Genomic DNA, 26,807 nt, shown 5'->3' on the forward strand with positions numbered 1-26,807 from the left:
ACGATGTTTAAATAACCTTCTACAAATTTATGAAAATTAATTTTACCAGCCTCCGCGGTAAACCGTACCGCGGTCTTTGCAAATTCTTTATGAGAACATTTGTATTTCTACTTTGTAATGTCGCATTGGCATTGAATTCCGACATTGGGTTTTCTCAAGACGCCCCGATTGTTGTAGATGAAAGTAAGACCATTTCACTCGAGGAAGTTTTCGATTTGATCAGGTCACAAACCGATTACCGCTTTGTGTATAGGTACGACAGTATTAAAGACGCCCTTCCGGTTTCGGTAGAACAAGGTGTTGTAAAAACTTCCGACCTCCTTGCACTCAGCCTGGAAAAATCTGGGTTTGTATTCAAATTTAGAAATGACACAGTAATCATCAGCCGTAAAAAACAAGAACCTGACCCTGTTCAGGCCATCTTGACTGTCACTGGTACGGTGAGAGATACTCTTGGTATCCCGTTGCCCGGGGTTACTGTTATGGTCAAAGATACAGACAAAGCAGTCGCTGCCGATATCGAAGGAGCGTTTAAGCTTACAAACGTCAGCATTGGTGCCACTATAGTGTTTAGTCACGTAGGATTTATGAGTCAAGAGGTGGTCGTCTCTCCTGAAAATGCAGAAAATATGCATATTGTACTCCGCGAAAACATCAATGAGCTCGAAGAAGTGGTGTTGGTGTCTACAGGATACCAAACCATTTCAAAAGAGCGAAGTACAGGGTCTTTTGCCAAACCGGAGATGGAGGTGTTTGAACAGCGAAGCAGCAGTATGAACGTGGCAGAGCGGCTCGAAGGTCTTGTGCCCGGGCTCACGGTAAACAGAAGCCCCGGAGCCGAATTGTTTAATCCGCTCTTGATAAGGGGGTTGTCTACCCTGTCACTTTTACAGACCAGTCCGCTTATCGTAGTAGACGGTATCCCCATTGCCGATTTATCACCACAAACAAGCAGTGATGCAGCCTTGTCAGGGTTAGCAAACATAAACCCTCAAGACATCAGAGATATCACGGTGCTCAAAGATGCTACCGCAGCTTCTATTTGGGGAGCCCGAGCGGCAAATGGAGTAATCGTTATCAATACGAAAAGAGGTTCCTCGGCAGGAGGGGTAGAATTTCAGTACGACGCCTTTATGACTATGGAGGGACGTCCTGATCTCGACTATCTACGCAACTTGAACAGCAGAGATTTTATACGTGCAGCAGAAGATATATTCGACCCTGTACGAGATGTTTATGAAGAGGCCGTTGGTTATACTACATTTGGCGAAGGAATATCTCCTCACGAGCAAATCTTATACGACCGCTATAGAGGTGTTATAGGCGAAGGTACAGCGAGACAGCGACTGGATAGTCTTGCGGCTATCGACAACAGAGGGCAGATAAGAGAGCTGTTTTATCGCCCGTCTGTGCTTACTACGCACACCTTGTCGGTTTCCGCCGGTAAAAAAGGCTATACTTTTTACGGTTCGGGAAATTATACCAGCACCCAAAGCCATAGCCCGGGAGAAAAAGACAACCGCTACAAGTTAAACCTGAGACAAAATTTTGAAGTGGGTAAACGGTTTAGATTCGACTTGATTACGGACCTTACCTATCAAGACAAATACACGCCCAACAACATTCAGGTAGACAGCCGCTTTTTGCCGTATCAACTGTTCAGAGATGCTAAGGGCAATAATATAGATATGTCGTTTATGACCGAACTCAACGACTCCATACGAAGGGTGTATGAAGATGCGAGTCAGCTCGATCTCGGGTATACACCTCTCGATGAAACCGGATACGCATATACCAAAAACAAAACCAAATCTATCCGCAACATATTGGGCGTTGATGTAGATATTATAGACGGATTGACATTTCAAGGGAGATACGGCTACACCTCTAATACGGTAGACAACGACCGATATGTAGATCACCTCGCTGTAGGGCAGAGAATGGAGGCCGCCGAATTTACTGTCGTACCCGCTCCGGGAGCAGACCCTGTATATTATCTGCCGATTACCGGAGGAAAATACACCACCCGGAACACCAGCGTGGAAGCCTGGACGATTAGAAATCAGCTGTCTTATATTAAAAGTTGGAACGACAGATTGCACCAGCTCAATCTGATGGTAGGGCAAGAGGCCCAGCAACAGCTAAGTGTGATAAAAACCAGTGAGGTAAGAGGCTATGACGATCGCTTGCAGAGTTATGAGCAAATTGATTACGGCACTTTGGCACAGGTGAATAACACGGTAAAACCCAATCAATACAATCTACCGGAGTACGGGCTGGTTTTTAGTAGCCTTGACAATCAGAGATACTTCGGGCGAGTGGAGAGTTTGACCAGATTTACTTCTTATTACGGTAACGCAGCCTATACCTACAATCAGAAGTATTCGATAAACGCCAGTGTCAGAAATGACCAGAGTAACCTCTTCGGACTCGATAAATCGGCACAGAACAAACCCGTGTGGAGTGCGGGGGTTAAATGGGATATCGGAAAGGAGTCTTTTCTGGAAAATGTCTCTTGGATTCACATGCTGGACATAAGGGCTACCCACGGTATTGCAGGTAATGCGCCAAGCCCGGGTACAGCGGCGTCTTTTGATATTCTAAATCCGACTTCTTCCATATTTTTTCCGGAGACCGGTTTGACTATTTTGTCTCCCGGAAATAGGAAATTAAGCTGGGAACGCACTGCGACAACCAACTTCGGGATAGATTTTGCATTTCTCGGGCGTATTTCTGGAGCCATAGATTATTACGACCGAAGAACTTCTGACCTTTTAGGCGTTATCCCAACCAATCCCTTTACAGGTTACAGCAGCGTTACGGGAAATTTGGGTGACCTTAAAAACAAGGGGCTTGAGCTATCGCTGACTACGAGAAATATAGTGCTCAAAGACTTTTCCTGGAGTACTACGCTCAATATGGCCTTTAACGAAAATAAAATCACTCACCTCAGCCGTACTACTGAAACGACTTCTGGCGATGTGAGAGTAGCAGAGCAATTTGTACAAGGCTACCCTTCTTTTGCACTTTTTGCCTACGACTATGTCGGGCTCAATGCCGACGGAGATCCTCAGGTGAGACTGGCCGACGGAACGATAACATCAGACCCCAATAGCACCAAGCCCGAAGACATAAAATTTATGGGAACTACGCAGCCCAAGTGGAATGGGGGATTCGGAAATACCTTCCGCTACAAAAATCTATCCCTGAATATAAATGCAGTGTACAGTTTCGGACATAAGATACGCAGGGACGTCAACAATTTCTATTACGGCACGCGTATGGATGCCTATAATTACAATTTTATTACAGGAAACGTTCACGAAGAATATCTCGACAGATGGCAGCAAGCCGGCGATGAAGCACATACCGATATCCCGCGTCATCAGGATGTAAGTGACGGATCGCGCAACACAGATTACTACGTTTACGGGAACAATAATGTGATTAGCGCTTCGTATATCAAAATCAGAGATATCAATCTGGTCTATCGTCTTCCCAATAGCATTTTTGGCAATACGGGCATAGACCAAATTACGCTGAGAGGACAAATTTCTAATATTATGGTATGGGCCGACAACAAGTACGGAATAGACCCTGAATACCACTATTTCAACGGAGTCCGCAGCGTGAAATACGGTCCGAGTTTGACCTTGGGATTAAATGTGAAATTCTGATAGTTATTAGCTTAAAATTAAATAGATGAAAAATATATACAAAAGATATTGCAGGGTGTTGTGGGGCGTTCTCGGACTGTTGATATGGAGTTCGTGTTCCGACGATTTTCTCGAGGTTGTTCCCAAAGGGAGACTTATTGCCGAAAAGGTGGTAGACTACGACAAGATGTTTTACAACTTAGACTTAGTCAATATGGGTACTACCAATGCACAGGTGCCATTAGGTGCAGAATTGGTTGCTTTTGAACCCTTTATAGGGGGTGCAGATCTTCGCACTCAACGCTTGTATCGCTGGGAGGCAGAAGTCTATGACGACGGCGACAATGCGGATGAGTTAGAAGGCACTATGGAGAATATTTACGTCTATAACAAGATAATTCGTGAAGTTATGGATGCCACAGAGGGTTCGGAAGCCGAAAAACTCTCGTTGAGGGCAGAGGCTCTTGCCGGAAGGGCGTGGACTTATTTCCTACTCATCAATTATTACGGGCAGCCTTATAACAAAGATACCTCGGTTACAGATTTAGGATTTCCCATCGTAGAAGTAGCCGATCTCGTAGCCTCCGATTTTCGCAGGGCTACAGTTCAGGAGGTTTATGACTTTATAGTGGAAGATCTGCTTACAGCTATTCCCGACCTACCGGATCAGGTGTCCAGCAGATTCCGGTTTACCCGGGCGGCTGGAAAAGCACTCTTAGGTAAGGTATACACCTTTATGGGTGAGTTTGAAAAGGCCAGCCCCCTACTGGAGGAAGCATTAGGGGAAATAGGGAGTATAGGTGTCGAATCAGGGCTTGTAGATTACAATCAAGGATACAATAACCAACGTGTAGATACCGATCCCGAAAGCCTTTACGGAAAGCAGTTTGTCAATAACTGGGCCAATACCTACAGCGAGTTGGTCGTTAAGCCCGAGACAATGGCCTTGTACGACGAAAGCGATTTGAGATTGGAATACCTCTATGAAGAAACGGCACAAAATGGCAATGAATATCCTCTCGAAGGAGTATTCAGGAAGCGGATAGGTACGGGACAAACCTTTTTCGGAGTGAAGGTGGCGGAAGTGTATCTGTTTCTCGCAGAAGTTAAATGTCGTCTCAATGATTTGCCTGGAGCGGTGAGTGTACTGGAAGAGTTTAGAAAACACCGTATGCCTGTAGAAACTGCAGTTGTTCCAGAAACTATCGCTTCAGACCGAGAAGCCCTGCTGCGTTTTGTGTTCGACGAACGCCTTCGGGAGTTTGCCGCACTGGGAATGTACTGGTTTGATATGAGGAGATTAACCGTAGACCCGGATATTCCCACTCCGGTGTCTTCGTACACCCACACAGTCTACGATGCTGACGGGTCGATAAAGGGAGAATATCAACTCACCAAAGAACGCTTGGTACTTCGATTTCCCAAGAGTGTGACAGATCAGAATCCGAATCTGGAGAACAATCCCTAACAGTGTTTTGTGATCTCCAAACTGAGGTTATACCTCGTGAAATACATATATTAACTCAAAACTTATGGAATGAAAAATAGTTGTTTTCTCATTACAGCCATCGTGCTATTGATATCTTGTACAGATAAAAAGCAGACCGATAACAAAATAGAAGGCTTTGTAATTCAAGGTAGTCTAAACAATTTGCCTGAGGCCTCTATGGCATTACTTACCTATACCCAAAACGAAATTGAGCATAAAGATTCGGTACAGCTAAAAGACGGAGCTTTTACTTTTAAAGGAAAGGTCGATGCCCCGGCACAAGCTTATATCAGTATAAGACATGGAGAAACATTTCCCGAAAAGTCTTGGGAGCGAGATACTTTTGGTTTTTTGATTGAAAATGCCGAGATGCAAATCGTTTCTAAAGACTCGATAAGGAGAGCAAGCCTCACCGGTTCGCTGCTCAATGCAGAATCAGATACGCTGAATTCGGCTATCAATCCGCTGCGACGAAAAATTCAGGAATTGAGTATGGCGCTCCAAGGCAAACCTCAGGATTCTGCCTATATGGCAACTGTAGATACCATAAATGCTACCGCTGCCACCGTACAAGCTATCGTACGTGAGTTTATCGAAAACCATCGCAACTCATATATAGCCTTACAGGCTTTTACCAATTACGAAATGGGATATGATTTTGATCCAATTGTGGCCGAAAAGGAGTACAATCTGTTCAGTGATGAGCTGAGAAATACGCCTCTAGCCAAAAAAATAAGTAACAGAATAGCAGTGGCAAAGAAAACGGCAATAGGGCAGAAGACAATAGATTTTACACAAGAGCGCCTTTCGGGAGAAGCATTTACTCTGAGCTCTTTGGAGGGGAAATATGTGCTGATTGATTTCTGGGCGAGCTGGTGCGTGCCCTGTAGACAAGAAAATCCTCATGTGGTAAAGGCATATATGCAATTCAAGGACAAAAACTTTGAGATTGTGGGCGTGTCTCTGGATGAAAAGCGTAAAAACTGGGAAAACGCTATTGAAAAAGACGGCTTGCCATGGATAAATGTGAGTGATTTGAAAGGTTGGAAAAACGAAGTAGCTCAACAGTACGGGGTTACCGCTGTTCCACAGAACCTGTTGATCGATCCGGAAGGAGTTATTATTGCAAAAAACCTGAGAGGAGAAGCACTTACTGAGCGTTTGTCTGAAATTTTCAATTAAAAATATCGGACCTTACCGTTGTGCTGTAGAAGTTTTCTTTAACTAAAATGTAATCTGATGAAAAAATACCTGCTTATTACTTTGGTGCTTGCTGTGCTTTTCGGAGCGTGTAAAGACAGCAAAGACACTAAAAATGCTGTTGAGGGTTATACCCTTACAGGAATGGTGAAAAACCTGCCCCCGGCTTCACTAATCGTATTGTCGTATAGACAGAACGACAGTACCGTAACCGATACGGCCGCAGTAGAAAACGGCAGATTTACTTTGAAGGGAAAGATTACTCATCCGTCGAGAGCTATGCTACAGTTGAGGCACGGAAGTGATTTTCCCGAAAAGATGTGGGAAAGTGATGCCTATCACTTTTTTATAGAAAATAGCGATATGGAATTGAGCGCTGTAGATTCTGTTAAGAACGCAGTTTTAAAAGGGTCTACACTTACAGACCAATCTGTAGAAATAAATAAGCTGATAAGCCCACTTACCGATGAAATCATGGCCTTACAAGATCGTATGGATGGCAGGAGTCAAGAAGATAAACTTATCACCTACGACACTATTCAGGTATACGTAGACAGCATACGCCGGGTAGCGCACCATTTTATAATGTCTCATCCCGATTCTTATGTGTCGCTTCAGCGTTTTTTACAACACGAAATGCCCAAAGACTTTGATACGGAAGAAGTTGACAAAAACTTTAACCAATTGTTCGGGGAAGAGCTGCGCCAAACCCCAACCGGGAAGATTATAGCCGATAAGATAGCCAAAGCCAAAAAGACGGATATCGGTAGGGTAGCGATGGATTTTACTCAAGACAATACAGAAGGAGAGCCTTTTACTTTGAGTTCATTGAGAGGTAAGTATGTGTTGATCGATTTCTGGGCCAGTTGGTGTAAGCCCTGTCGTGCCGAAAATCCGTTTGTGGTAAAGGCATACCAATCGTATAAAGACAAAAATTTCGAAATTGTAGGAGTGTCTCTCGACGCCGGTAAGGAAGCCTGGATAGCTGCCATTGAAAAAGATGGCTTGCCTTGGATTCACGTGAGTGATCTCAAGTACTGGAAAAACGAGATAGCCGTGCAATACGGTATCAATTCCGTACCTTCTAATTTCCTCATCGATCCGGATGGCGTTATTATTGCCAAAAATCTAAGAGGTGAGGCGCTTCGGGAAAAACTTGCGGAAATCTTTGATTGAGAACAATCTCAGTAGAAATACATTGGTAAACACCTGGTTATTTTAATTTCAAAACAGCTTGCTATGTCATATCAGATGTATCGCTTAAGTGTCTTTTACACGACTGTGCTCTTCGCGTTTTCTCAGGTGATTTATAGTCAGCCTGACACTTTTCGCCCTGCAGCCGTGAAGAGCGGGGAGCTAGACAACGGTCTGCGATACTACATCATGCACAACGAAAGTCCTGTAGAAAGAGCAGCATTTTATTTTGCACAGCAGGTGGGTTCTATGCAGGAAGAGGATACCCAGAGAGGTCTTGCTCACTTTCTGGAGCATATGGCCTTTAACGGTACCCGGCATTATCCCGACAAGGAAATGCTAAAATTCTTAGAGAGTAAGGGGATTAAATTTGGCGAAGAGATCAATGCGTTTACAGATTACGACCACACCGTTTACAGTATTCGCAATGTGCCGGTACAGGACGAGAGTGTCTTAGATTCTGTATTGCTGATACTGCACGACTGGTCTGGAAGTCTCACCCTATCTGATGAGGAAATCGATCTGGAAAGAGGTGTAGTACGCGAAGAGTGGCGCACCCGATATCACACCCGTAAGCGCGTGGCCGACAGTGTTAAAAATCTCGGCTTGTTTAAGGGCTCCAGATACGCAAAGCGCACCCCCATTGGGAAGATGGAGGTCATAGATAATTTTGAGTACCAAGAGCTGAGAGATTATTACCAGAAGTGGTATCGCCCCGATTTACAGGCGGTGATTATCGTTGGAGATATCGATGCTGAGAAGATGGAAGAGAAGGTTAAAAAACGCTTTTCAAGTATACCGCTTCGAGAGCATCTTCCGGAACATTTGCAGTTTGATGTTCCTGTAGACGACGCCTTTACCTATATCAATATCACCGACGATGAACTGAGTGCTCCGGAGATTGAGCTTTACGTCAAGCATCCCGTCAAGCCGTTGTCTGCGGTAGAAGGAATTGAAAACAGCGTTAAATCCAGTACACTGCAAACCGCGATCAATAGGAGGCTGATAAGTATGTCCGGGCAAACAGATAGTCCGGTCTTGTCGGCGCGTTTAGATATTGAAGAAGTGGTAGCTCCGTTAGAGGTGCTGAAAATGACGATCAAACCTAAAAAGGACAGTTTGCTCCCCGCCCTGCAGTTTGGGCTTTCCGAGCTTAAGAGAATGGCGCTATACGGAGTCAACGACCAAGAGTTTAACCGTATTAAATCGGCTTCTTTACAGGCTCTTGAACGCGATGGAGGCGCTGCTCAACAAAGCAATGTGTATCTGGCAATCCAGCTTTACGAGGCTTTTTTTAAAGACAGACCATTAGCAGATCGCGCTTGGGAAAAGGAAGTTAGAAAGAAGGTCTATCAATCGCTGCAAAACGATAGTCTTACCACCTACTTCAGACGTTATTATTCCGGAAAAGTAAATGTGGTGGCGATAACGGGCTCAGACACCTATCACTACCCTTCGGAAGGTGAAGTACTGTCAATTTTTGATAAAGTAGACAGTATTCGTCCAGAGCCTTATGTAGAAAAGCAGGTAAAAGAAAAGCAACTCATTGTACCTGAGTTGCAGGGAGGCACTGTAATAAGAGAAACGCATATAGATAGTATAGGCCTTTCCAAATACCTGTTGTCTAACGGCGCCCGGGTAAGCTTGTACTCCGTTCCGAACAGGGAAAAAGCAATGTATTTTGAGGCGATCAGCCCCGGTGGGAAGTCTGCACTCACAGAAGATCTTCTCCCCAATGCGATGTTTGCTACTGTGTTTTCTGGGGAATCTGGTTTGGCTAACCTGAATAAAAAAGAGCTGCAGCAATCAAATGAGGTAGTGCCTGTGAGGATTACAATAGGTGATTACGAAGAATCACTGTCGGGACATTCTGATGTGGACAATTTAGAAAAACTGCTCCGAACAGTCTATCTCTCCTTTGTCGCTCCTCGGTTTGATCCGGAAATTTTTGATGGTACAAAAGAGCAAATCGAAATGCTCCGGGCTGCGTTTAAAGCAAATGCCCAGAGTGTATTGGCAGAGGCTGTGCAACGCGCCAAGAGCGATAGAGCGGTTCCATTGGACGAAAAACTGATGGATGAGTTGTCTATGCGCGATGTGGAAACCATTTATCGCAATCGCATTGACAATGCCGCCGATTTTGAGTTTGTATTTATGGGAAATCCGAATATTTCCGAATTCAAAGCGTTAATCTCAAAGTATATCGGAAGCATCCCCGGAAATCCTGAGACGGTTGAAGTAATAAAAGACCACGGAGAGAAGTTAGAAAAGGGGATTCGTAAAATACGTGTAAACCAAAAGATGCAAATACCGAAATCTGTAGTGAATATCCACCTTAGCAGCCTTGTAGAGTACAGTCTCGAAAACAAGCTGATGATGCAGATAGTAGAAGAACTTTTGAAAAAGCGCTATATGCAGCGGATACGGGAAGAAGAGGGAGGTACATACGGGGTGAAAGTGTCTGCCACACTAAAAACTGTACCTGTTGACCACTGTACATTAGACATTGGTTTCGATTGTAATCCGGCTAAGGTAAACACTATCGTGCCCATTGTATATGAGGAGTTGGAAAAAATGGCACATACGGTAAGTGCAAGCGACCTTCTCGAGATTAAAAACAGTATGAAAAAGACAATCGGCGAGAAAGAGGGCAACAACAAGAGCCGATTTGAAAAAATAGTGAACAGTGTCAGGACAAATACCCCCTTCTCCGGAGCGGATAAAGCAAAAGTAATAGAGGCTGTATCCGAACAGAATATCAAGGAGTTTATAAAGAAAATAACAGGTGATTCTGCAGTGATAGAAGGAGTGTTGATGCCAGAAGGAATGTAGTTTAGCCTCCTCGACGTGCTAAATATCCTTTTCCTCAAAAGGAATCTCAGGATTGCATATTTCGGCAATAATGCGTTGCAATTGAGCCGTGTAATGCTCGAAAGTATCCTCAGAAATCACGTAGTTTTTGTCGTTTCGGGAGTCGCCTTTTTTGGCAAATCTCAAAAATCCCTGTTGTAGTTTTTTAAAGGAAATGATGGCCGCTTCTACAGGGAGTGGATACGATGGATTGCGAGTGAGCATATAGGCGTAACACAGCAATTGGAAAGCCTTGCTGTATTTTTCGCTGGAGGACAGCAGTTCCCATTCCGGTAACACTAGTTCAGAGCTTTCTACTTTTCCCGTTTTGTAGTCTATAAAGCGGAGTATTCCATTGTATTCTTCTACTCGGTCTACTTTTCCTCTGAGATAAACGGGAAAAGCGACTCCGGGAATATCGATTGGAATATGCAGATCGGTTTCTACGGCTATAATTTTGATAGTGTCACCTTCTTCAAGCCGCTTTTGCTCGATTTTGAGAAAGTTATTCAGGTATCTTTTGGCTACTTCATAGCTGAGCAGGTTTTTCCCTCGGCTAAAATCGCCTCCCTGATAAACTTCGGTAAAATTCTTTTGGATTAGAGATTCTACTTTTTCTTGCATAGTGGCTATGTGTTCTGGGAGGAGTACGGTGCCTTCAAGTGGTTTGTAGAGGTCTTCGAGGGTGTCGTGGATAATGGTGCCCAGGGTGTTGGCAGCGATGGTTTCTTCTACATCGTATTCGTTTCGGATGCCGAGTATGGATTGTCTGTAGAATTCCATAGGATTCCGAATGTAGTTTGAAAGTGAAGTGGGTGAAAATCCTCTTTCCGCATGTCGACATATAGCTTCCATCAGAGAAGGTGTCTTGTTGATGGAAATGACACTCGAAGGGGGAGGAGTTGCATGAGCCATTGCTATTTTTTCGGTGATGATATGTTTGTGCTGTGGGAAGGTAGTGAGCTGTTGCAAAAATCTGCTTTTTTCCCCTCCGTCAAAAGATCCGGTGTCGGAATTGTACAGTAGATAGATGTTTTTTGCTCGCTGAAGCAGGCGGTAAAAGTGATAGGCGTATATCGCGTCTTTTTCTTTGTATGTAGGTAAGCCATAGGCGACTTTGAGGTCGAAAGGAATAAATGAATTTCCCGATTTCCCGGAAGGTAAATTGCCCTCGTTGACCGAAGTGAGAATCACGGTGTCAAAATCGAGATTCCTGCTTTCCAGTATTCCCATTACCTGAAGTCCTTCCAGAGGCTCTCCTTGAAAGTCTACACTTTGCTGTAAGAGCAATTCCTTATAGAGTTGTGAGAGTGTGGAAAGGCTCAGTACCCGGTAGGTTTTATTGTAGAGGAGTAGTTGGTTGAAAATTTCGTAAAAATGAAAGAGGTATTCGAGAAAGAGCGGATTGTTTTTCTCGCTGTACGCCTTTTTGAGATGCGTGGTCAGCACAATACATTTTTGTATGATATCGTCTGTATTGAGATGGTGGGGCGAGAAAAAGAGTAGAGCTCTTAATTCTCGGTATAAGATGCCGTCCTGTTCTTTGTCGGGGAAAATACGATTGAGGTGTTCTTGGGTTACAAAAACAATATTGTTGTCTTGCAGATATTTGAGTAATAAGCCGGTGATATCCCTTCCTCCTCTGTTCAGAAGGATTCCGGATACGGGATGGGAGATGAGGTGAATTACGTGCTGATAGTACCACTTCCCTGAATCTTCGTTTTCCACTAGGCGGAAAAAGGCGTAAAACCACGAAGCTAGCGGCGAATAAGCCAGCGGGAATCCTCCGGTGATATTGACGCTTTCAATGGTTTCAGGAATAGCATTGAGTACAGGGTTTAACAGTGCTTCGTCACCGAGTACGAGCGCAGTGCCGGAAAGCTTCCCCTCGTTTTGAAGTGACGACAGTATATTTCCAGCATACATGGCTTGTCCGGTATTTCCAGATACTCCAATGATGTCGATCTGTTTTTCTTCAGAAAAATGATGGCTAATCTTTTCAAAGGAATGCTCCTGATAGTATTTCCAGACTTTTTTGTACTGTCGCATAAAGAGACCTGCATCGTGCTCAGGGTCTTCGGTAAATACACTGTCGATATCCCAGTATATCTTTGCACCTCTTTCGATAAACGCTTGTATGATAGACGACTCGGCATTGTTTAAGGCATTAAACCCAATAAAAATAAAATGGCGGTCGTTGCGACTGGCGATATAAGACTCTAAGTGTTTTAACGCATGGCGATAGATAAGTCCCTGATAACCATATCCCGAACTGATAAGAGTGTGGTTCAAGGCTTCGTAATAAGATCTCAGTGTATCCCAAAACTTGATATATTGCTGTTGTAGGGGTGTCTTTTCGTCAGAGAGATACCAATGATCTATTTCCTTTATGGCAGAAAGGTGGGAAAAAATGGATTCGGGGGGGATGAGGTAGCGATCTATTTCGTTAAAATCCTGTAATACTATTTGTGCCCATCTCGAAAAGCTGTTAAAATCTTCCAGTTGTTCTGTGGGGGTGAGATTTCGATAAATGCTGTAAAATTCAAAAAGCAGTTGGATGTTTGGCATTAGTTGCAAGCCGGAAATCTCCTGGACAAACTCTTCTATACTGCATATTTCTGGAGCAAAGGCGGTTTTAGTACTTCGTGATTGTAGGTTTTTTTTCAGAAAAACACCAGCTCTCTTACCGGGGAGCACAAAAGTAATATGGCTAGTATCTGAATGTTCAGACAGTACAGAATCGACTACTTCAGACAGGAATGTTTTCACGTATATAGGTTATCGGTTAGTACAGATTTTGTCAAAGCCTTAAAAATAAAAAAAATCCCGCCCTGATACCAGGACGGGATTGTATTATTTATCAAAAAGGTTTGTTATTCCTTTACGAGGTTTATTTCTACCCTTCTGTTTTCTTTTCTACCTGCAGCGGTAGCATTGTCAGCAATCGGTTTGTCTTCTCCATATCCTATAGAAGACAATCTCGAAGCGTTTATGCCTTTTTCGGCGAGATATTTTCTCACTGATTCAGCTCTTTCTTCAGATAATTTTTGGTTGAAAGCAGCGCTTCCGGTACTATCGGTGTGTCCTTCAACGGTAAATTTAGCATCGGGATACTCGTTGAGTACACTTACAATCTGATCGAGTACTTCTGAAGATTCTGCTTTGATAGTGGCTTTGCTGGTATCAAACAGAATTGTTTTAGCAAAGTCGTTCAGTTTTTTCTGAACTTCTTCAGTAACTTCGGGACAACCCTTGTTGGCAACAGTTCCGGCAACATCTGGACATTCGTCGTCTTTGTCGGCTACACCGTCACCATCTCTGTCTGGGCATCCGTTGAGTGCTGCAGTACCAGCTTCGTTAGGACATTCGTCGTCTTTGTCGGCTATACCATCGCCATCGGCATCAGGACATCCGTTAAGAGAAGCTAAACCAGCTACATCAGGACAAGCGTCGTCTTTGTCTGGAACACCGTCTCCGTCAGTATCAGGACATCCGTTGAGTTCGGCAGGACCTGCTTCGTTAGGACAAGCGTCATCTTTGTCTGGAATACCGTCTCCGTCAGAGTCAGGGCATCCGTTAAATTCTGGCAAACCAGCTACTTCTGGACATTCGTCGTCTTTGTCGTAAACACCGTCACCATCGGCATCAGTTCCACCGAATTTGATGGCGATACCAGCTAAGTGCTGGAAGTGAGGAGCGAGATAGTCTTCAAAAGAGTGTTTGTAAGAAGATTGCAGGTTAAAACCGATATTGTCGGAAAACCAGATATTGAAACCAATCCCTCCGTTAAGGGTTCCAGCTCCGATCTCGTCGATCCAAGTATATCCACCGCCTACTTCTACAAACGGATCAAACCATCCGTCTTTAGTGAAATTGTACTTTACAGTACCATCTACACCGTAATATGATAAATCATCCGCACTGTCATCTCCCCATTTGTCAATTTTGTTGAGGGACCCTCGAACACCTACAGAAAAGTTGCTTCCTACATAGCGTGAAACAGCTATTGTGGAAACAGAAGGAAGGATGTTGTAGTGGTCGCTTACGTTGAAATACTCGTCAAACCACGTTCCGAGTCCTGCTTGATTGGTGGGGTAAACATCAACGGCGTTTATACCAAAACTCACCTGCCATGGGTTGTTGGAGTCTTGCGCCTGAATGTTACTAAATCCTACGAATAGGAATGCAGCAACTAATAATTTGCTAAGATGTTTCATGTTCAATTATTTAATTTTAAGTATTAATTAAGAGCAAAAATAAGCCGTCATAGCCTATAAACAAAGATAAATATAGTAAAATTTTTGTTTTTATTAAGAAAATGCCACATTATTTTCCGTGTTTTATATCACTTTGAGTTCTTTACCTATTTCCGTAAAGGCTTGAATGGCGTGATCGAGGTGTTCTTTCCTATGAGCGGCCGAAAGTTGTACTCTTATTCGTGCCTTTCCCTTCGGAACAACGGGATAGAAAAACCCTATGACGTAGATGCCTTTTTCCAGTAATTTGTCGGCCATTACCTGCGAGAGCTTGGCGTCGTACAGCATTACGGGAACTATAGCAGAGTCGCCGTCTATGATGTCAAAACCAGCTTCTTTCATACCTCGTTTAAAATAGCGAGTGTTCTCTTCCAGTTTGTCGCGCAGTTCGGTGTTTTTAGAGAGCATATCAAAGACTTTTATAGAAGCTCCTGTGATTGCCGGTGCGAGTGAATTGGAAAACAGATAGGGTCTGGAGCGCTGTCGGAGGATCTCGATAATTTCTTTTTTTCCCGTAGTATAACCTCCCATAGCACCACCCAAGGCTTTTCCTAAGGTTCCAGTGATAATATCGATTTTGCCCATCACCCCTTTTTCTTCCAGGGTTCCTCGTCCTGTTTCTCCGATAAAGCCTGCTGCGTGACACTCGTCTATCATTATCATAGCATCGTATTTCTCGGCCAGAGCGACGATTTTATCGAGAGGGGCTACAAGTCCGTCCATAGAAAAGACTCCATCGGTAACAATAATCTTGAATCTCGCTCCATCTTCATTAGCTTGTTTCAATTTGTCTTCTAAGTCGTCTGTATTGCTGTTTTCATAACGGTAGCGTCGTGCCTTGCAAAGCCGTACACCGTCTATGATGGAAGCGTGGTTGAGGGAATCTGATATAATGGCGTCTTCTGGGCCGAGAAGGGGTTCAAAAACCCCGCCATTGGCGTCGAAAGCTGCTGCGTAGAGTATGGTGTCTTCAGTTCCGTAAAACTCGGCTATCTTTTTTTCCAATTCTTTGTGGATGTCTTGAGTGCCGCAGATAAAACGAACTGATGACATACCGAATCCGTGGGTGTCCAATGCGTCTTTGGCAGCCTGAATAACTTCGGGATGAGAAGACAGCCCTAAATAGTTGTTGGCACAGAAATTAATAACCTCTTCTCCTGTAGATATCTTGATTACAGCATCTTGAGGAGAGGTGATGATGCGCTCTTTTTTGTACAGACCACTGTCTTTGATGTCTTGAAGTTCTTTTTGCAGATGTTCTTTTATTTTACCGTACATGATTTCTGGTTTGTGTTAGCGCACAAAGGTAATAAACCCTTGCTTAGTGAGGAAACGCGATTTTGTTGTACGTATTGTGTTATGAGGGAGAAACTATATTCTGTATACGCTTGGTGAATCGTTGATAAAGACGATAAACCCCGCGGTTACTCGGTATCCCATTTCACCGACAATTTCCATGTATTGCGATAGCTGTTGTTTGTATTTGTCGTCGGGACTTCCCGTTTTGTAATCGAGCACTACGGCGGTCCGATCTTCTGGATTAACAGCGATGCGATCAGGGCGGAGAAGCTCTCCTTTGGCCGTAAAAATATCTCTTTCGTTGTAGATGATATACGGCAAATTGAAATAAGCGGCAATGTCGGGATGAGTTACAATGGCGTTTAAGCGATTTAGTACAGTCTCTTTTTCCGATGCGGGAATACTGCCATCGGCTATGATTTGCGCCAGGCTGTCTTCTATATCTCCGGCATATTTTACTTTGGAGAGTAGAGCGTGAAACAGATTTCCTCTTTCTATTGCCTCATGGTGTCCTTTATCCCACAGCGAACCGGAGCGAGTAATAATCCGGAATCTGGATTGTGCAGTGATATTAGAGGTATACCTTATGGTTTCGGTTTTGTCGGAGGCTTTGTAGCTCTTTCCCCATGGCTGGTATGGTGTGTCTCCTGGGGTGAGCAAGTAGGTGAATTTATCGTCTTCCCAGAGTCCTTCAGAGCGCAAATAGCCTATAAGAAGTCCTGAAAAGCTTGTGAGTTTTTCTTTTCCGTCTGTACCTATATCTGTCTTTCCAATAATATGAAGTTGTTCTACAGCTCTGGTAAGGGCTACATAGAGCAGGTTTACACTGTCCAATTCCAGCATGGCGTTGTAGTGATCTACCATAGCGGCTGCACTGTTGCTATAAGCTGCGAGTTCTTTGTTTTTTGCCACAAGAGCATAGGGTATTCCGAAATCTTGGTGGTCCAGCGGAAACCAGAGCAATGGTTCGCGATCGTCATATATATTGGTGTCGGCAAAAGGGAAGAGCACTACGGGAAATTGTAAGCCTTTTGATTTGTGAATAGTCATAATTTGTACCGCTTCTGCTCCCTCTGGGGCATTGATAGCCAACTTGTCTTTGTGTTTTTCCCAGTATTCTAGAAATTCTGACACACTGCTGTGATTCCGGTTTACCTGGTTCAACACCTCATCGAGAAAGCTTTGTAAGTAGGCATCAGACGGATCGTTTAGCTCAAAAGAGGATATGGCGTACTGAATGGCGTCGTACAGCGGTCGTTGTCGGAATATTTCCGGAGAAAAATCGTGTTCTTTCCAGGTGTTTATCGGGTTTTTTAGCAGAGAAGAAAAATAGCTGTGTTTGTCATCTACCGCTTTCTGTTCGGCTAAGAATTCGGCCAGTTGCAGCAAGACCTCTTTGTTGTCGGATTGTTGCAGGTATTGGAGAAGGTGTATCAAGAATTCCACTTTGGGGTGATTTTTTAGCAATAGGGATTCTGATGAAATCACCGGAATGTCGTTTTCCTGTAGGTAGGTGGCAAGTGCGGTACCTTGCTTCTTCTTTCTAGTGAGTATACAGATAGCGCTAAGACCGTATCCCGCATTCTTGAGCTCACGTATCTTTTGCAGGGTTTCACGGCAATACGCTTCGTTGATATCGTCGCTGTCTTTGTCGATAAAAGAGATGCTTACCGTTCCCCCTTTTTTAGAATTAGGCTGCTGGCAGCTCTTGTTTTCATAGAGGTCGCGGTATTCGTCTTGAGACAGTATGCCTGATACATATTGAAAAAAGCTGTTGTTGAAATGGATGATGCGGTCGTAACTTCGGTAGTTTACAGGGAGTGATTGTACGGTTGGTGTTACCTGAAAAGGTGTTGTAGTACCATTGTACAGCTCTATAAACTGCTCTGCTTTTCCACCCCTCCAGCGGTAGATGGCCTGTTTGGCATCGCCAACCAGCATGAGTGAACCTCTTTTCCCGGTGAGGTTTTCGCCCTCGAGAGTATTGGCAATGAGCGGCAGGAGGTTGTTCCACTGCATCTCCGAAGTGTCCTGAAATTCATCTATAAAATAATGCCTGTACTTTTCGCCCAGTCGCTCGTAGATATAAGGTGCCGGTTGATTGGAAATAGCTTGGGCGAGAATGCTGTTGAACTCCGAGATAAGCATGAGGTTTTCAGAATTCTTGATGGCTGTCAGCTCTTGATTGATGGCGCTTAGAAGGGAGAGTGGTAGGAGTTTTTGTCGGAAGTTTTCCAAAAAACGCTTTGTGAAAAAGAGTTTTGAGGCAATGTGAAAAAGTGTGACTATCTGTGGCTGTAATTCGTCGAGTAAACGAGCCTTGTCCGGGTTCTTCTTCTCCAGAGTTTTGGTGTATAGCGCATTGGACGCGATATTTTCCTGCCACTTCTGGCCGTTGATATCGGTTCCTTTAAGGGTGTTTTTAAGTACCTTTTCAAAAAAATTGGGCACGTACTTCCTGTTGAAGTCACCGGCTTCTATACCGTTTTCTCTCAGTAAGGTAAAAAAGCTCTCTGCATTTTCCGACAACTGTTTTTCTACCTGGTCGATTTGTTGTTTCAATTGAGCAGATAGCTGTTTTAGATCGGATAGGCTTTTGCTTTCGATTTGTCGAATGTGTTTGTGGTGGTTTTCTTCAAGCAACAACTTGGCTATTTTTTTTAGGTCTATACTGATGTCCCAACTCTTGTCGTCGTCGGTTTTTTCGAGGGCGTAGTTGACCAGCATTTCCGTGAGAAGCGCGTTGTTTCCCGCTTGATACACCAGTTGGTCTACGGCTTCGTTTAGCAGGGTATCCGTATCCAGAGCCACTTCAAAATTTACAGGCAGTTGCAGGTCGTGGGCAAAGGTGCGCAATAGCCGGTGATTAAATTTGTCGATAGTAGAAATATCGAAGAAGGCATAGTTGTGCAATATGCGTCGCAATACCCGATAGGCTCTGCGATGTAACGTTTCCGGGTCAGTATTGAGAGCAGAACACAGTTGGTTGAACATATCGGAAGGTTGAGAAAGAATATCCTCCGAAGCCATTTCTTTCAGACTGTCTATCACCCTTTCTTTCATTTCGTTCACCGCTTTGTTGGTAAAGGTGATGGCCAGAATCTGCCGGTAGGTGTCTGGACTGTCAGTAGCCAAGAGTAAGATGAGGTATTCTTTGACCAAGGTAAAAGTCTTTCCAGCTCCAGCGGAAGCGTTGTATATTTTAAAGGCGGTTGAAGTCAATGTAGTGTTGCTTTGATAGATTTGTTTTTGTGTTGAAATATCATGTTGTATGTGCAAATACTATGGCAAAATAAGCAAAGTTTATGAGTCCTTTACCATTTATTATTATGGATTGTTTAAGTTTATACCTAAATTTGTTACTCACAAGTATAATTAAACAATAAAAAATAGTATCATGGCTTTTGAATTACCAAAATTACCGTATGCATACGATGCCTTAGAGCCTCATTTAGATGCGCGAACAATGGAAATACACCATACAAAACACCACAATGGCTACACTACCAATTTGAATAAGGCTATTGAAGGTACTGCATTGGATGGTAAAAGTATAGAAGAAATTCTCAACGGACTGGATTTGAACAACGCTGCCGTAAGGAACAACGGAGGAGGTTTTTACAACCACAGCCTGTTTTGGAACATCATGTCTCCCAACGGAGGAGGAAAACCTTCAGGAGAGCTCGCAGCGGCCATAGACGCTGCCTTCGGTTCTTTTGACGCCTTTAAAGATGAATTTTCCAAAGCCGCCGCTACCAGATTTGGTTCCGGATGGGCTTGGCTCTGCGTACACAAAGGAGGAAAAGTAGAAGTTTGTTCTACGGCCAATCAAGACAACCCCTTGATGCCAGGTATAGGTTGTGGAGGAACACCTATTCTCGGTCTCGATGTTTGGGAGCACGCTTACTACCTGAACTATCAAAACAGAAGACCCGATTATATCTCAGCTTTCTTTAATGTGATCAATTGGGATAAAGTGGCAGAACTGTATGCTGCAAATAAATAAATAGATCGATAGATCAGATAAAAAAACGGGGCACTGCGCCCCGTTTTTTTATGGAAATTCTTCTGTTTAGATTGTACTCTCCAGATTCGTTTTACAAGTAGGAGACAGTCTGTCTTTCGTACTACACTTGTACAACACATAGATATTTAATATCTTTAATGTGTGATTTTACTTACTCGATATAAGTTATGGATATAAAAGTGAATTCTGCAGAAGATGCAATGGACTGGACTGATCTTTTAGCCGGTATTGGTTTTCGGGGGGAATTGAATTTTCTAATGGAAGAAAATACAAGCGAAACCACCTCCACTCAAGGCGATAGTTTTATCGAAAGCGGTTTTATTGATAATGAAATGATTACTGCTAATTTGATAGAGCCTGAACAAGGGCATATAGTGGTGTTGTCTATGGAAGGGGAAGAATTAAGACGGGTATCTATACCAGGAGAAGATCGTTATGTACGGGTAGACAAAGCAGCTTTCAACAGTGCGAGTTCTCGCTTTGCAAAAAACAATATGGAATACAATACTATGTTGTCTATATGGGCTTTGAGAAATCGGGAAAGCACAACAGGTATTACCAATCTCATATCCGAACAAACCGATATTGGTTTAAGTATAACTGGAGCCATGCGTCAGGGAAATAATCTGATCGGCGATGTCTCTGTCAATTTTGAGGTGATTTTCGACGATGGTGGAAGCTATATTGTAGATTCGTACAGCGGAGTTGCCGGAGGGTTTGGCAACGGAGCTCCGGAAAATGGTTCTTATACCGTAGGTAATTACCAAGACAGAAGTCCGTCAGGCTGGTACAACAAAGGGATGAACCGCGATGGCGTTGGCTTTAGTTACAATCTCGACCCTCAGTTCAACACGGGAAGGAGCCTGCTCCGAATACATCCCGACGGGAATAATGAAGGTACTTTGGGCTGTATAGGCCTATCGGGAAACGGTCGGGAATTGAACGCTTTTAAGGATGCCCTAAACGAATACTTGGAAGACAGAAATTCCATTAGAGTCAATATCAATATTTCCAATAATCCCAATAACAATGGTAGAAGTGGAAAAAAGATACCCAATGTCAATGAATAGAAAGTTGCTAATACCCTTTGTGTTCGCTTTGCTGTTGGGCTGCCAGTCTGATAACAAAAAGAAACAAACGCTGTCCGATGAGGTCGTTTCAGATACCACAATCACCGACACCGCTTTTTCACTATCCCAGAATAGATCGGTAGTATCGGAGGAAGTCTATGCGGAAATCACCCCCGATACCACCCTAAACCAAAAACTGTTTTTGGAAGACGAGAGCTCCTTTTCCAATTTTTACGACAAGCCAGAATCGCCGGCACTTGTAGAACAAATAAGAGAGAGTCCGGTTGTTGTTTTTAGCAATCAGAACAACAGTCAATACCTCTTGGCCTATCAGTACGAAGGCAATACAAAAAATACTTTTAGCTGTTTTGAGATCGGTTATTTTGAAGATGAAAACAGCCTTGGGGGAAAGTCCAATCTCACCGATTTTCCTGATTTTAAGACTGAATCCGGTATAGGTTTAGGACTTTCTATGGCAGAGATTGTTCAAATAAAAGGAGAAGACTATACCACAGAGGAGTCGGAGGGAGAAAAAATTGTGATCTACACCATTGATGATTACGAGAAATCAGCTTTTCTAAAGCGCTATAATATGCCTGGTTATTTTATCCGCATAGCGCTAAAAGACAATGCCGTAAGGAGAATTGTCTTTGGGTTTGAGTATCCGTGATTGAGGAGTAGGTGATTTTCGTTTTAATGAGAAGTGAGATGGTTTGATGCTATCAGTGAAATGGAACAAACGTATTCAAGATGAATTTTAAAATCAGAATACTGGTATTATTCGTCTTTTTGACCTCAATGTTGGTGGGTTGCCGGCGGGGGGAACATGCTATATTTGTAGTTCCAGAAAATTACACAGGGTATATACTTGTCATTTACGACCAGGAGAATGGATCTGATATAGAATACTGGAATAAATCACGTGTTTACAGAATCCCTTCAAACGGTATCTTGCTATCAAAGTTTTCAAACAATCCCGGTTGGTCCGGTTTTCCAAAGTTTTACCGCGGCTCCATGGCACCGGAAAATGAAATTCCGTTTATCCCGGAGAGCAAAAATATTCCAGAAGATCGGATATCTGCTTCCGGTGGTGTTGCTGGTGGGTCGAATAGAGATTATGAAGGAAAGGTAGTTGTAAGGTATGTTAAATTTTTTGTAGGAAATCGATCTCAAATAAAACAATCTTATAAAGAGTCGGAAGGACTTGATATTATAAAACTAGTTGACGAGCGCTGAAGCGGAGGAAATTTTATCGGAAAATATTGTGATTATGGCAATCCAAACCGATATCAGTCAATGCTGAGTTTGTACTGAAATTTTCCAGTGAGCCAGTCCGCTTCATCAGAACAATGAGCCACAATAGGAAAGATGAATGTGTTTCAAATGGCAAAACATTACTGTATCTTTGAGAAATGAGCGAGAGATATGAAAAGGAGAAAATAGTATTGATACCGTTATCCTGTAAGGATTCAGAAGCCTTTTACAGTATATATAATCAATCTGATTTTTGGAAAGCTGGTCACAGCACTGTGTTTGAATATAATGAAACACCTGAAATGTTCACTCGCCGCATCATGTCTTTGTGTGATCATATATTTACGATTCGGCTTATTGATAAAACAGATTTAATTATTGGCGATTGCGCATTGCATCATTGGGATAAAGACATAAACGAGATTGAAATTGGAGGTTCATTGTTCAATGAACATCGCGGCAAGGGTTATATGCGATGCTCGTTTGAGATATTGTTGAGTATTGCTAAAAATGAAATGGATGTAAAAAGTGTTGTTGGTAAAACAAGCTCGAATAATAAAAATGCAATACGGTTAGCAGAAAAGCTTGGGTTTAAGAAAGTAGGTGCCGATACTAAACTAGTAATTCTTAAAAAATATTTTGAAGAATAAAAACACAGATTATTATGATGTTAAACAACACATTTCCAGGAAGTAAACTTTATATGAATATGTTTTTTGCATTTGTGATATTGTTTTCTGTATCCTGTAACAATGATGTTAAAGAAGACACTTTTATTCCATTCAAGAAGGGGTTACAGCATCACTTAAACGCTTTAAAGAATAAAGATATTACACAATTTGAGCCTACCGTGGGTGATAGCGTTGTATGTATTCTCCCCAATGGGGACACCTTGATAACGAAATCAAAATTTATGGATTTTCATAAAAAGTGGTTCAGTGATAAAAACTGGGAGTTTAATTACACTATTTTGAAAACTAATAGCGTCGGTGATTTTGGTTATGCGTGGTTGCAGTATCAGTATGTCGAAAAAGATGATGCGGGACAAGTATTGGAGACCGACAACAATTATCTGACCCTTCTTTTTCAGAAATCCAAAAACGGCTGGCAACTTGTTCACGATCAAAACACGATTATTCTAGACAAAAAATGACGGCGAAATAGTGATTTCCATCTTTTTGTCGTCTAAATGCACTTTCCGCCAGTATCATAAATAAGGGAAATAAATGCTCATTTTGCAATCTATAAAGATCATTCGGTATCCTTTTTAGGAAATAAAGCCTTTCACCTATGCGATATAATTGCACAGTATTCCCTAATTTTATCAATTACTTTAAGCATCATTTTAGGATGATAACTCGGTTTACCTTCTTTACTGTACTCTTCTACCAGTAAACTCAAATCCAGCTGCTCTATAACTCCGTTGACAATCCGTACGGGATGATCCTGTGGAATTAATTCTTCAATTGCAGGAGGAGAAAGCCAGTTTTGTTGTTGGTTATAGTCTTTAAGCCTAACACTCATAGTGTTGATAATCACTACTTAAAGACATGAAAAAGAAAGAGTTTTTACAATTACCTTTCCCGAAAATTGCAAAAAAGAAGCCTCAGTATTGAGACGGCTTCTTTTGTTTCCAAAAAAACCGTAAATTGAATACCTAAATTTCCTACGTATATGGTAGTACAAGCTAAGTTGTTTGTTGAGGATGAGGTACGTAATTTACTCGCCGTTGATTTACTTGTGGAACAGGGAACCGATTGGAGCGGTAAACCCAGTACACGGAGCCAGTTAAAAGGGGTTTTTTACAGATAGAGAGCACCCAAAACGATGATTTTTTCCACCATTGGATAACTACTAATCACGCCATGAAACAGGGCAAAATTGTCTTTTATGGTGCTGATGGTATGAAGGAACAGGGGAAATACGAATTTTGGGACTGCGTTTGTGTAGAATGGCGGGAAGGCTTTAAGCACAATACAACGGAACCAATGGGCATGTCCTTAAAACTTATCCCAGGAATATTCCGTTTTCCCGGTGGAACCATTGCGGAAAAGCCGTGGAAAATATCCGATCCTTTCACAAAGTCAAAACCTTTGTCCCAAGAGAAAAACAAAGACCCCGAAGTCATAGAAACGTACTGGCTGGATGCAGACGGACAAAAAAAGGTAGATAAGGCAGCATACGGCGATAAAGCCCGTTTATTTGCCAAAACGGAGAATATGCCCGAAGGGGAAAAGCTGACGTTAACAGTAAAGGACGAGAACGAGCAAGCCATAGGAGGAAAAATGGAACTTGTCTATTCGGGTACTGTTGGCAGTAACGGTACTGCGGAACTGGAACAAGTGGATTTAAAAAAAGAATGGGAGAACACTTAAAAACAATGCACTATGTCACGAACATTGGTTATAAGTAAAATAGAAGCCTGTGGCAGAACGTTCTATTTTAATGAGAAATTAAAGGTGGTGAGTGACACAACAGCAACCTACAATATTGTGTTTTACACCCCGGAACTTAGGGTTGTCAATAATGTTGATTTTGAGAAGTTTAGAGAACTAACTTATTATAGCCTTGACCCCAACGACCGTGTTTATAAAGATTTATTGGCAGATGGCGTTATGACTGGGTTGGAACAGCCCGCCGCTTTAGATGATTTTACTACAAAATTAGCATGGGAAGTTACCAGTAAATTGGGACTGGATATAAACAAAACAGAACAGGTTATGGATTTTGTAAAGGTCAGTAATGGGGTTTCCCCTTTAGATGCTTTAACATCAGTCGCAAAGTTAGGAACACAAGGCGGCATGTTTGAAAACCTGCCAGTAATTGGCCCCATAATAGGTGTAGGAACCGATGATATAAGGCAAAAAATGAGGATGGACAATAATATGATAAAATGGGATTTTGTGAGGAAAGCTAAAAAAACTACTCCCCTGTTCAACCTCGAAGATAAAACTTTTGTAGCCTTTATTTATAGTGATTATGACCTATTAATGGAAAAAGGCTTTACCCTTAAAAAAGACGAAAATATCGATCTTTTTTCTTACCTCCCGGATGATGAAAAACTAAACCAACACTTGGATTATCTGAATGTAGGCATCCAGCATGGTACGGATGTATATATCTTTAACAGTGTGAAAATTGATAAATAATGAAAATACTACCTTGTATAGCATTGTTTTTGGTTGCTTGTAGTAATGCACAAATCAAAGACACAGTCCGTGTAAACAGTGAGTTACAAGTACACTTTATAAATAAAACTACTAAAGAAACAGACAGTTTGTATGTCTTGGATAAAAATAAAGAAGTGTATTTTAAAGGTTATGTCAAAGATAGCCTTGTAACCTATTACGATCCTGACGGCATAATATATCTAAAAGGGCAGTTTTATAGCAACAGGCTTAATGGTTTGGTATACATATATGAAAATGGAAAATTATTCAGCTACTCCAATTACAAAAATGGTATAAAATACGGATTTTCTATTACGTTTGATGACAACATGAAGGTTAGAAATATTGTTTTTCACTCAAATAAATATAAGGATAAAAATACAATACACATGCTATTTCAGAACGGTGTCCCTATGTCTATTACAACGGGGATGTTCAGTGATGAAAAACTTAATATGGAATTTCACGAAAATGGTGCTTTAATGGAAATATTCCAACGATTGAACCGAGATCATAACAGTAAAGAATTTCCATTATATTACGACGAAAACGGCAAACCTTTAGAAAAGGAAGAACACTAAAATTTCTTTCTAAAAATCTATGAACTTAAAGACAATACTAACGCAGTTGGGTAAATATGTCCTGTTGGGGATGTTTTTGTTAGGGTGCCTGTTTCTTTTTGTAGGAGGAGAGCGGAACATTTATTTTATAGGAATTGGAATACTACTTATGATCCCTGGAGTGATTTACTATTATTGGGATCGTCTTAAAACAAAAAAAAGTAAAAAATCAGACCTCGAAAAATTTAAAGAAAAAGCAGACAAAATAAAGGTCAATCTTACAGATTTGGATATTGTTTCCAATAGTTGGACGGAAACAACGGAAGTATACAATTCGGGATATACGAAATATGGGGAATATGTTGAGAAAGCAAAGGATAATACAAAAGAAGTCGCGCGCGAGGTCAATTATATTAGAATACAGGTGCCATACAAAGGCCAAACAGTAAACTATGACCTCAACATACCTATGGATGCCACTACGTTAAAAATGCACTTTGTAATTCAGAAAGAAACTATCCTGTATATAGACCCAAAAAACCCGGATAAAAAATATTTAGATTTGGAATTTTTGAATTAACGATCTTGTCTGTATTGGAGTGTGGAATGAATTAGATGGATCACGTTTATAACTCTAAAAAACAGGACTATCTCATAAAGTGTGTAAGTTTAAAAATAGCGGGGGCATGCCCCCGCTATTTTTTGTTTAACTTTAATTTTTTTACACACTATGAAGAAAGACGATTTAATTTCAGATGATTTTCTGAAGCAGTTCAAGACCA

The 26,807-nt window shown here is 42.2% G+C and carries 20 protein-coding genes; 15 read left to right on the forward strand and 5 right to left on the reverse strand.

The genetic code is table 11. The features are described 5' to 3' along the window. The first annotated feature begins 89 nt into the window (after window positions 1-89). The 5 genes from ACYZZR_RS06065 to ACYZZR_RS06085 all read left to right on the forward strand — a co-directional run bounded on the left by ACYZZR_RS06065 (window position 90) and on the right by ACYZZR_RS06085 (window position 10,371). On the forward strand, window positions 90-3,677 hold the full coding sequence (locus tag ACYZZR_RS06065) for a SusC/RagA family TonB-linked outer membrane protein (protein ID WP_461533098.1): 3,588 nt from the start codon (window positions 90-92) through the stop codon (window positions 3,675-3,677). Window positions 3,678-3,702: 25 nt separating this feature from the next. Next, window positions 3,703-5,124: a RagB/SusD family nutrient uptake outer membrane protein gene (locus tag ACYZZR_RS06070; protein ID WP_461533099.1), complete on the forward strand. Its 1,422-nt coding sequence runs from the start codon at window positions 3,703-3,705 to the stop codon at window positions 5,122-5,124. Between the two features lie 69 nt (window positions 5,125-5,193). Beyond that, window positions 5,194-6,327 (forward strand): redoxin domain-containing protein, encoded by a 1,134-nt coding sequence (locus ACYZZR_RS06075; RefSeq protein WP_461533100.1) that lies wholly within the window; start codon window positions 5,194-5,196, stop codon window positions 6,325-6,327. A gap of 57 nt (window positions 6,328-6,384) precedes the next feature. Then, entirely contained in the window at window positions 6,385-7,521 is a 1,137-nt protein-coding gene (locus tag ACYZZR_RS06080) for a thioredoxin-like domain-containing protein (protein WP_461533101.1), read from the forward strand. A gap of 63 nt (window positions 7,522-7,584) precedes the next feature. Continuing rightward, window positions 7,585-10,371 carry a M16 family metallopeptidase gene (locus tag ACYZZR_RS06085; protein ID WP_461533102.1) on the forward strand — a complete coding sequence of 929 codons (2,787 nt, stop codon included), beginning with the start codon at window positions 7,585-7,587 and terminating at the stop codon, window positions 10,369-10,371. 18 nt (window positions 10,372-10,389) lie between these two features. Here the strand turns inward: ACYZZR_RS06085 and ACYZZR_RS06090 are convergent, their stop codons facing one another. From ACYZZR_RS06090 to ACYZZR_RS06105, 4 genes are all read right to left on the reverse strand, one after another. Further along, on the reverse strand, window positions 10,390-13,158 hold the full coding sequence (locus ACYZZR_RS06090; RefSeq protein WP_461533103.1) for a PD-(D/E)XK nuclease family protein: 2,769 nt from the start codon (window positions 13,156-13,158) through the stop codon (window positions 10,390-10,392). A 104-nt stretch (window positions 13,159-13,262) separates the two neighbouring features. After that, entirely contained in the window at window positions 13,263-14,606 is a 1,344-nt protein-coding gene (locus tag ACYZZR_RS06095; protein WP_461533104.1) for an OmpA family protein, read from the reverse strand. A 123-nt stretch (window positions 14,607-14,729) separates the two neighbouring features. Then, window positions 14,730-15,923 carry a glycine C-acetyltransferase gene (gene kbl / locus ACYZZR_RS06100; protein WP_461533105.1) on the reverse strand — a complete coding sequence of 398 codons (1,194 nt, stop codon included), beginning with the start codon at window positions 15,921-15,923 and terminating at the stop codon, window positions 14,730-14,732. A gap of 93 nt (window positions 15,924-16,016) precedes the next feature. Next, entirely contained in the window at window positions 16,017-19,166 is a 3,150-nt protein-coding gene (locus ACYZZR_RS06105; RefSeq protein WP_461533106.1) for a UvrD-helicase domain-containing protein, read from the reverse strand. A 175-nt stretch (window positions 19,167-19,341) separates the two neighbouring features. Here ACYZZR_RS06105 and ACYZZR_RS06110 point away from each other — a divergent pair, with 175 nt between their 5' ends. The 6 genes from ACYZZR_RS06110 (at window position 19,342) to ACYZZR_RS06135 (ending at window position 23,448) form a co-directional block, all read left to right on the forward strand. Next, on the forward strand, window positions 19,342-19,950 hold the full coding sequence (locus ACYZZR_RS06110; protein ID WP_461533107.1) for a superoxide dismutase: 609 nt from the start codon (window positions 19,342-19,344) through the stop codon (window positions 19,948-19,950). Window positions 19,951-20,138: 188 nt separating this feature from the next. Next, complete coding sequence (locus ACYZZR_RS06115; RefSeq protein WP_461533108.1) at window positions 20,139-21,041, forward strand: hypothetical protein; 903 nt, start codon at window positions 20,139-20,141, stop codon at window positions 21,039-21,041. Further along, entirely contained in the window at window positions 21,034-21,711 is a 678-nt protein-coding gene (locus tag ACYZZR_RS06120; RefSeq protein ID WP_461533109.1) for a hypothetical protein, read from the forward strand. The genes ACYZZR_RS06115 and ACYZZR_RS06120 overlap by 8 nt, the downstream gene beginning before the upstream one ends. Window positions 21,712-21,791: 80 nt before the next feature. Next, a complete protein-coding gene (locus ACYZZR_RS06125) occupies window positions 21,792-22,277 on the forward strand; it encodes a DUF6843 domain-containing protein (protein WP_461533110.1) in 486 nt (161 codons plus the stop codon). A gap of 176 nt (window positions 22,278-22,453) precedes the next feature. Continuing rightward, complete coding sequence (locus ACYZZR_RS06130) at window positions 22,454-22,945, forward strand: GNAT family N-acetyltransferase (protein ID WP_461533111.1); 492 nt, start codon at window positions 22,454-22,456, stop codon at window positions 22,943-22,945. A gap of 14 nt (window positions 22,946-22,959) precedes the next feature. Further along, window positions 22,960-23,448, forward strand: coding sequence for a YybH family protein (locus ACYZZR_RS06135; protein WP_461533112.1), 489 nt, complete (start codon window positions 22,960-22,962; stop codon window positions 23,446-23,448). Between the two features lie 131 nt (window positions 23,449-23,579). On the opposite strand, the gene ACYZZR_RS06140 is transcribed toward ACYZZR_RS06135, so the two are convergent. Beyond that, window positions 23,580-23,819 (reverse strand): transposase, encoded by a 240-nt coding sequence (locus ACYZZR_RS06140; RefSeq protein WP_461533113.1) that lies wholly within the window; start codon window positions 23,817-23,819, stop codon window positions 23,580-23,582. A 284-nt stretch (window positions 23,820-24,103) separates the two neighbouring features. On the opposite strand from ACYZZR_RS06140, the gene tssD reads away from it, so the two are divergent. The 4 genes from tssD to ACYZZR_RS06160 are packed head-to-tail and all read left to right on the forward strand — an operon-like array spanning window position 24,104 to window position 26,605. Then, the gene (tssD, locus tag ACYZZR_RS06145; RefSeq protein ID WP_461533119.1) at window positions 24,104-24,670 is read left to right on the forward strand and encodes a type VI secretion system tube protein TssD; all 567 of its coding nucleotides are present in this window, start codon (window positions 24,104-24,106) and stop codon (window positions 24,668-24,670) included. Between the two features lie 12 nt (window positions 24,671-24,682). Further along, window positions 24,683-25,444: a hypothetical protein gene (locus tag ACYZZR_RS06150; RefSeq protein WP_461533114.1), complete on the forward strand. Its 762-nt coding sequence runs from the start codon at window positions 24,683-24,685 to the stop codon at window positions 25,442-25,444. Further along, window positions 25,444-26,046: a toxin-antitoxin system YwqK family antitoxin gene (locus ACYZZR_RS06155; RefSeq protein WP_461533115.1), complete on the forward strand. Its 603-nt coding sequence runs from the start codon at window positions 25,444-25,446 to the stop codon at window positions 26,044-26,046. The genes ACYZZR_RS06150 and ACYZZR_RS06155 overlap by 1 nt, the downstream gene beginning before the upstream one ends. A 19-nt stretch (window positions 26,047-26,065) precedes the next feature. Next, window positions 26,066-26,605, forward strand: a complete 540-nt coding sequence (locus tag ACYZZR_RS06160) for a hypothetical protein (RefSeq protein WP_461533116.1) — start codon at window positions 26,066-26,068, stop codon at window positions 26,603-26,605. Window positions 26,606-26,807 lie beyond the last annotated feature (202 nt).

This window comes from Sinomicrobium sp., assembly GCA_029266035.1.
Lineage (GTDB): Bacteria > Bacteroidota > Bacteroidia > Flavobacteriales > Flavobacteriaceae > Sinomicrobium.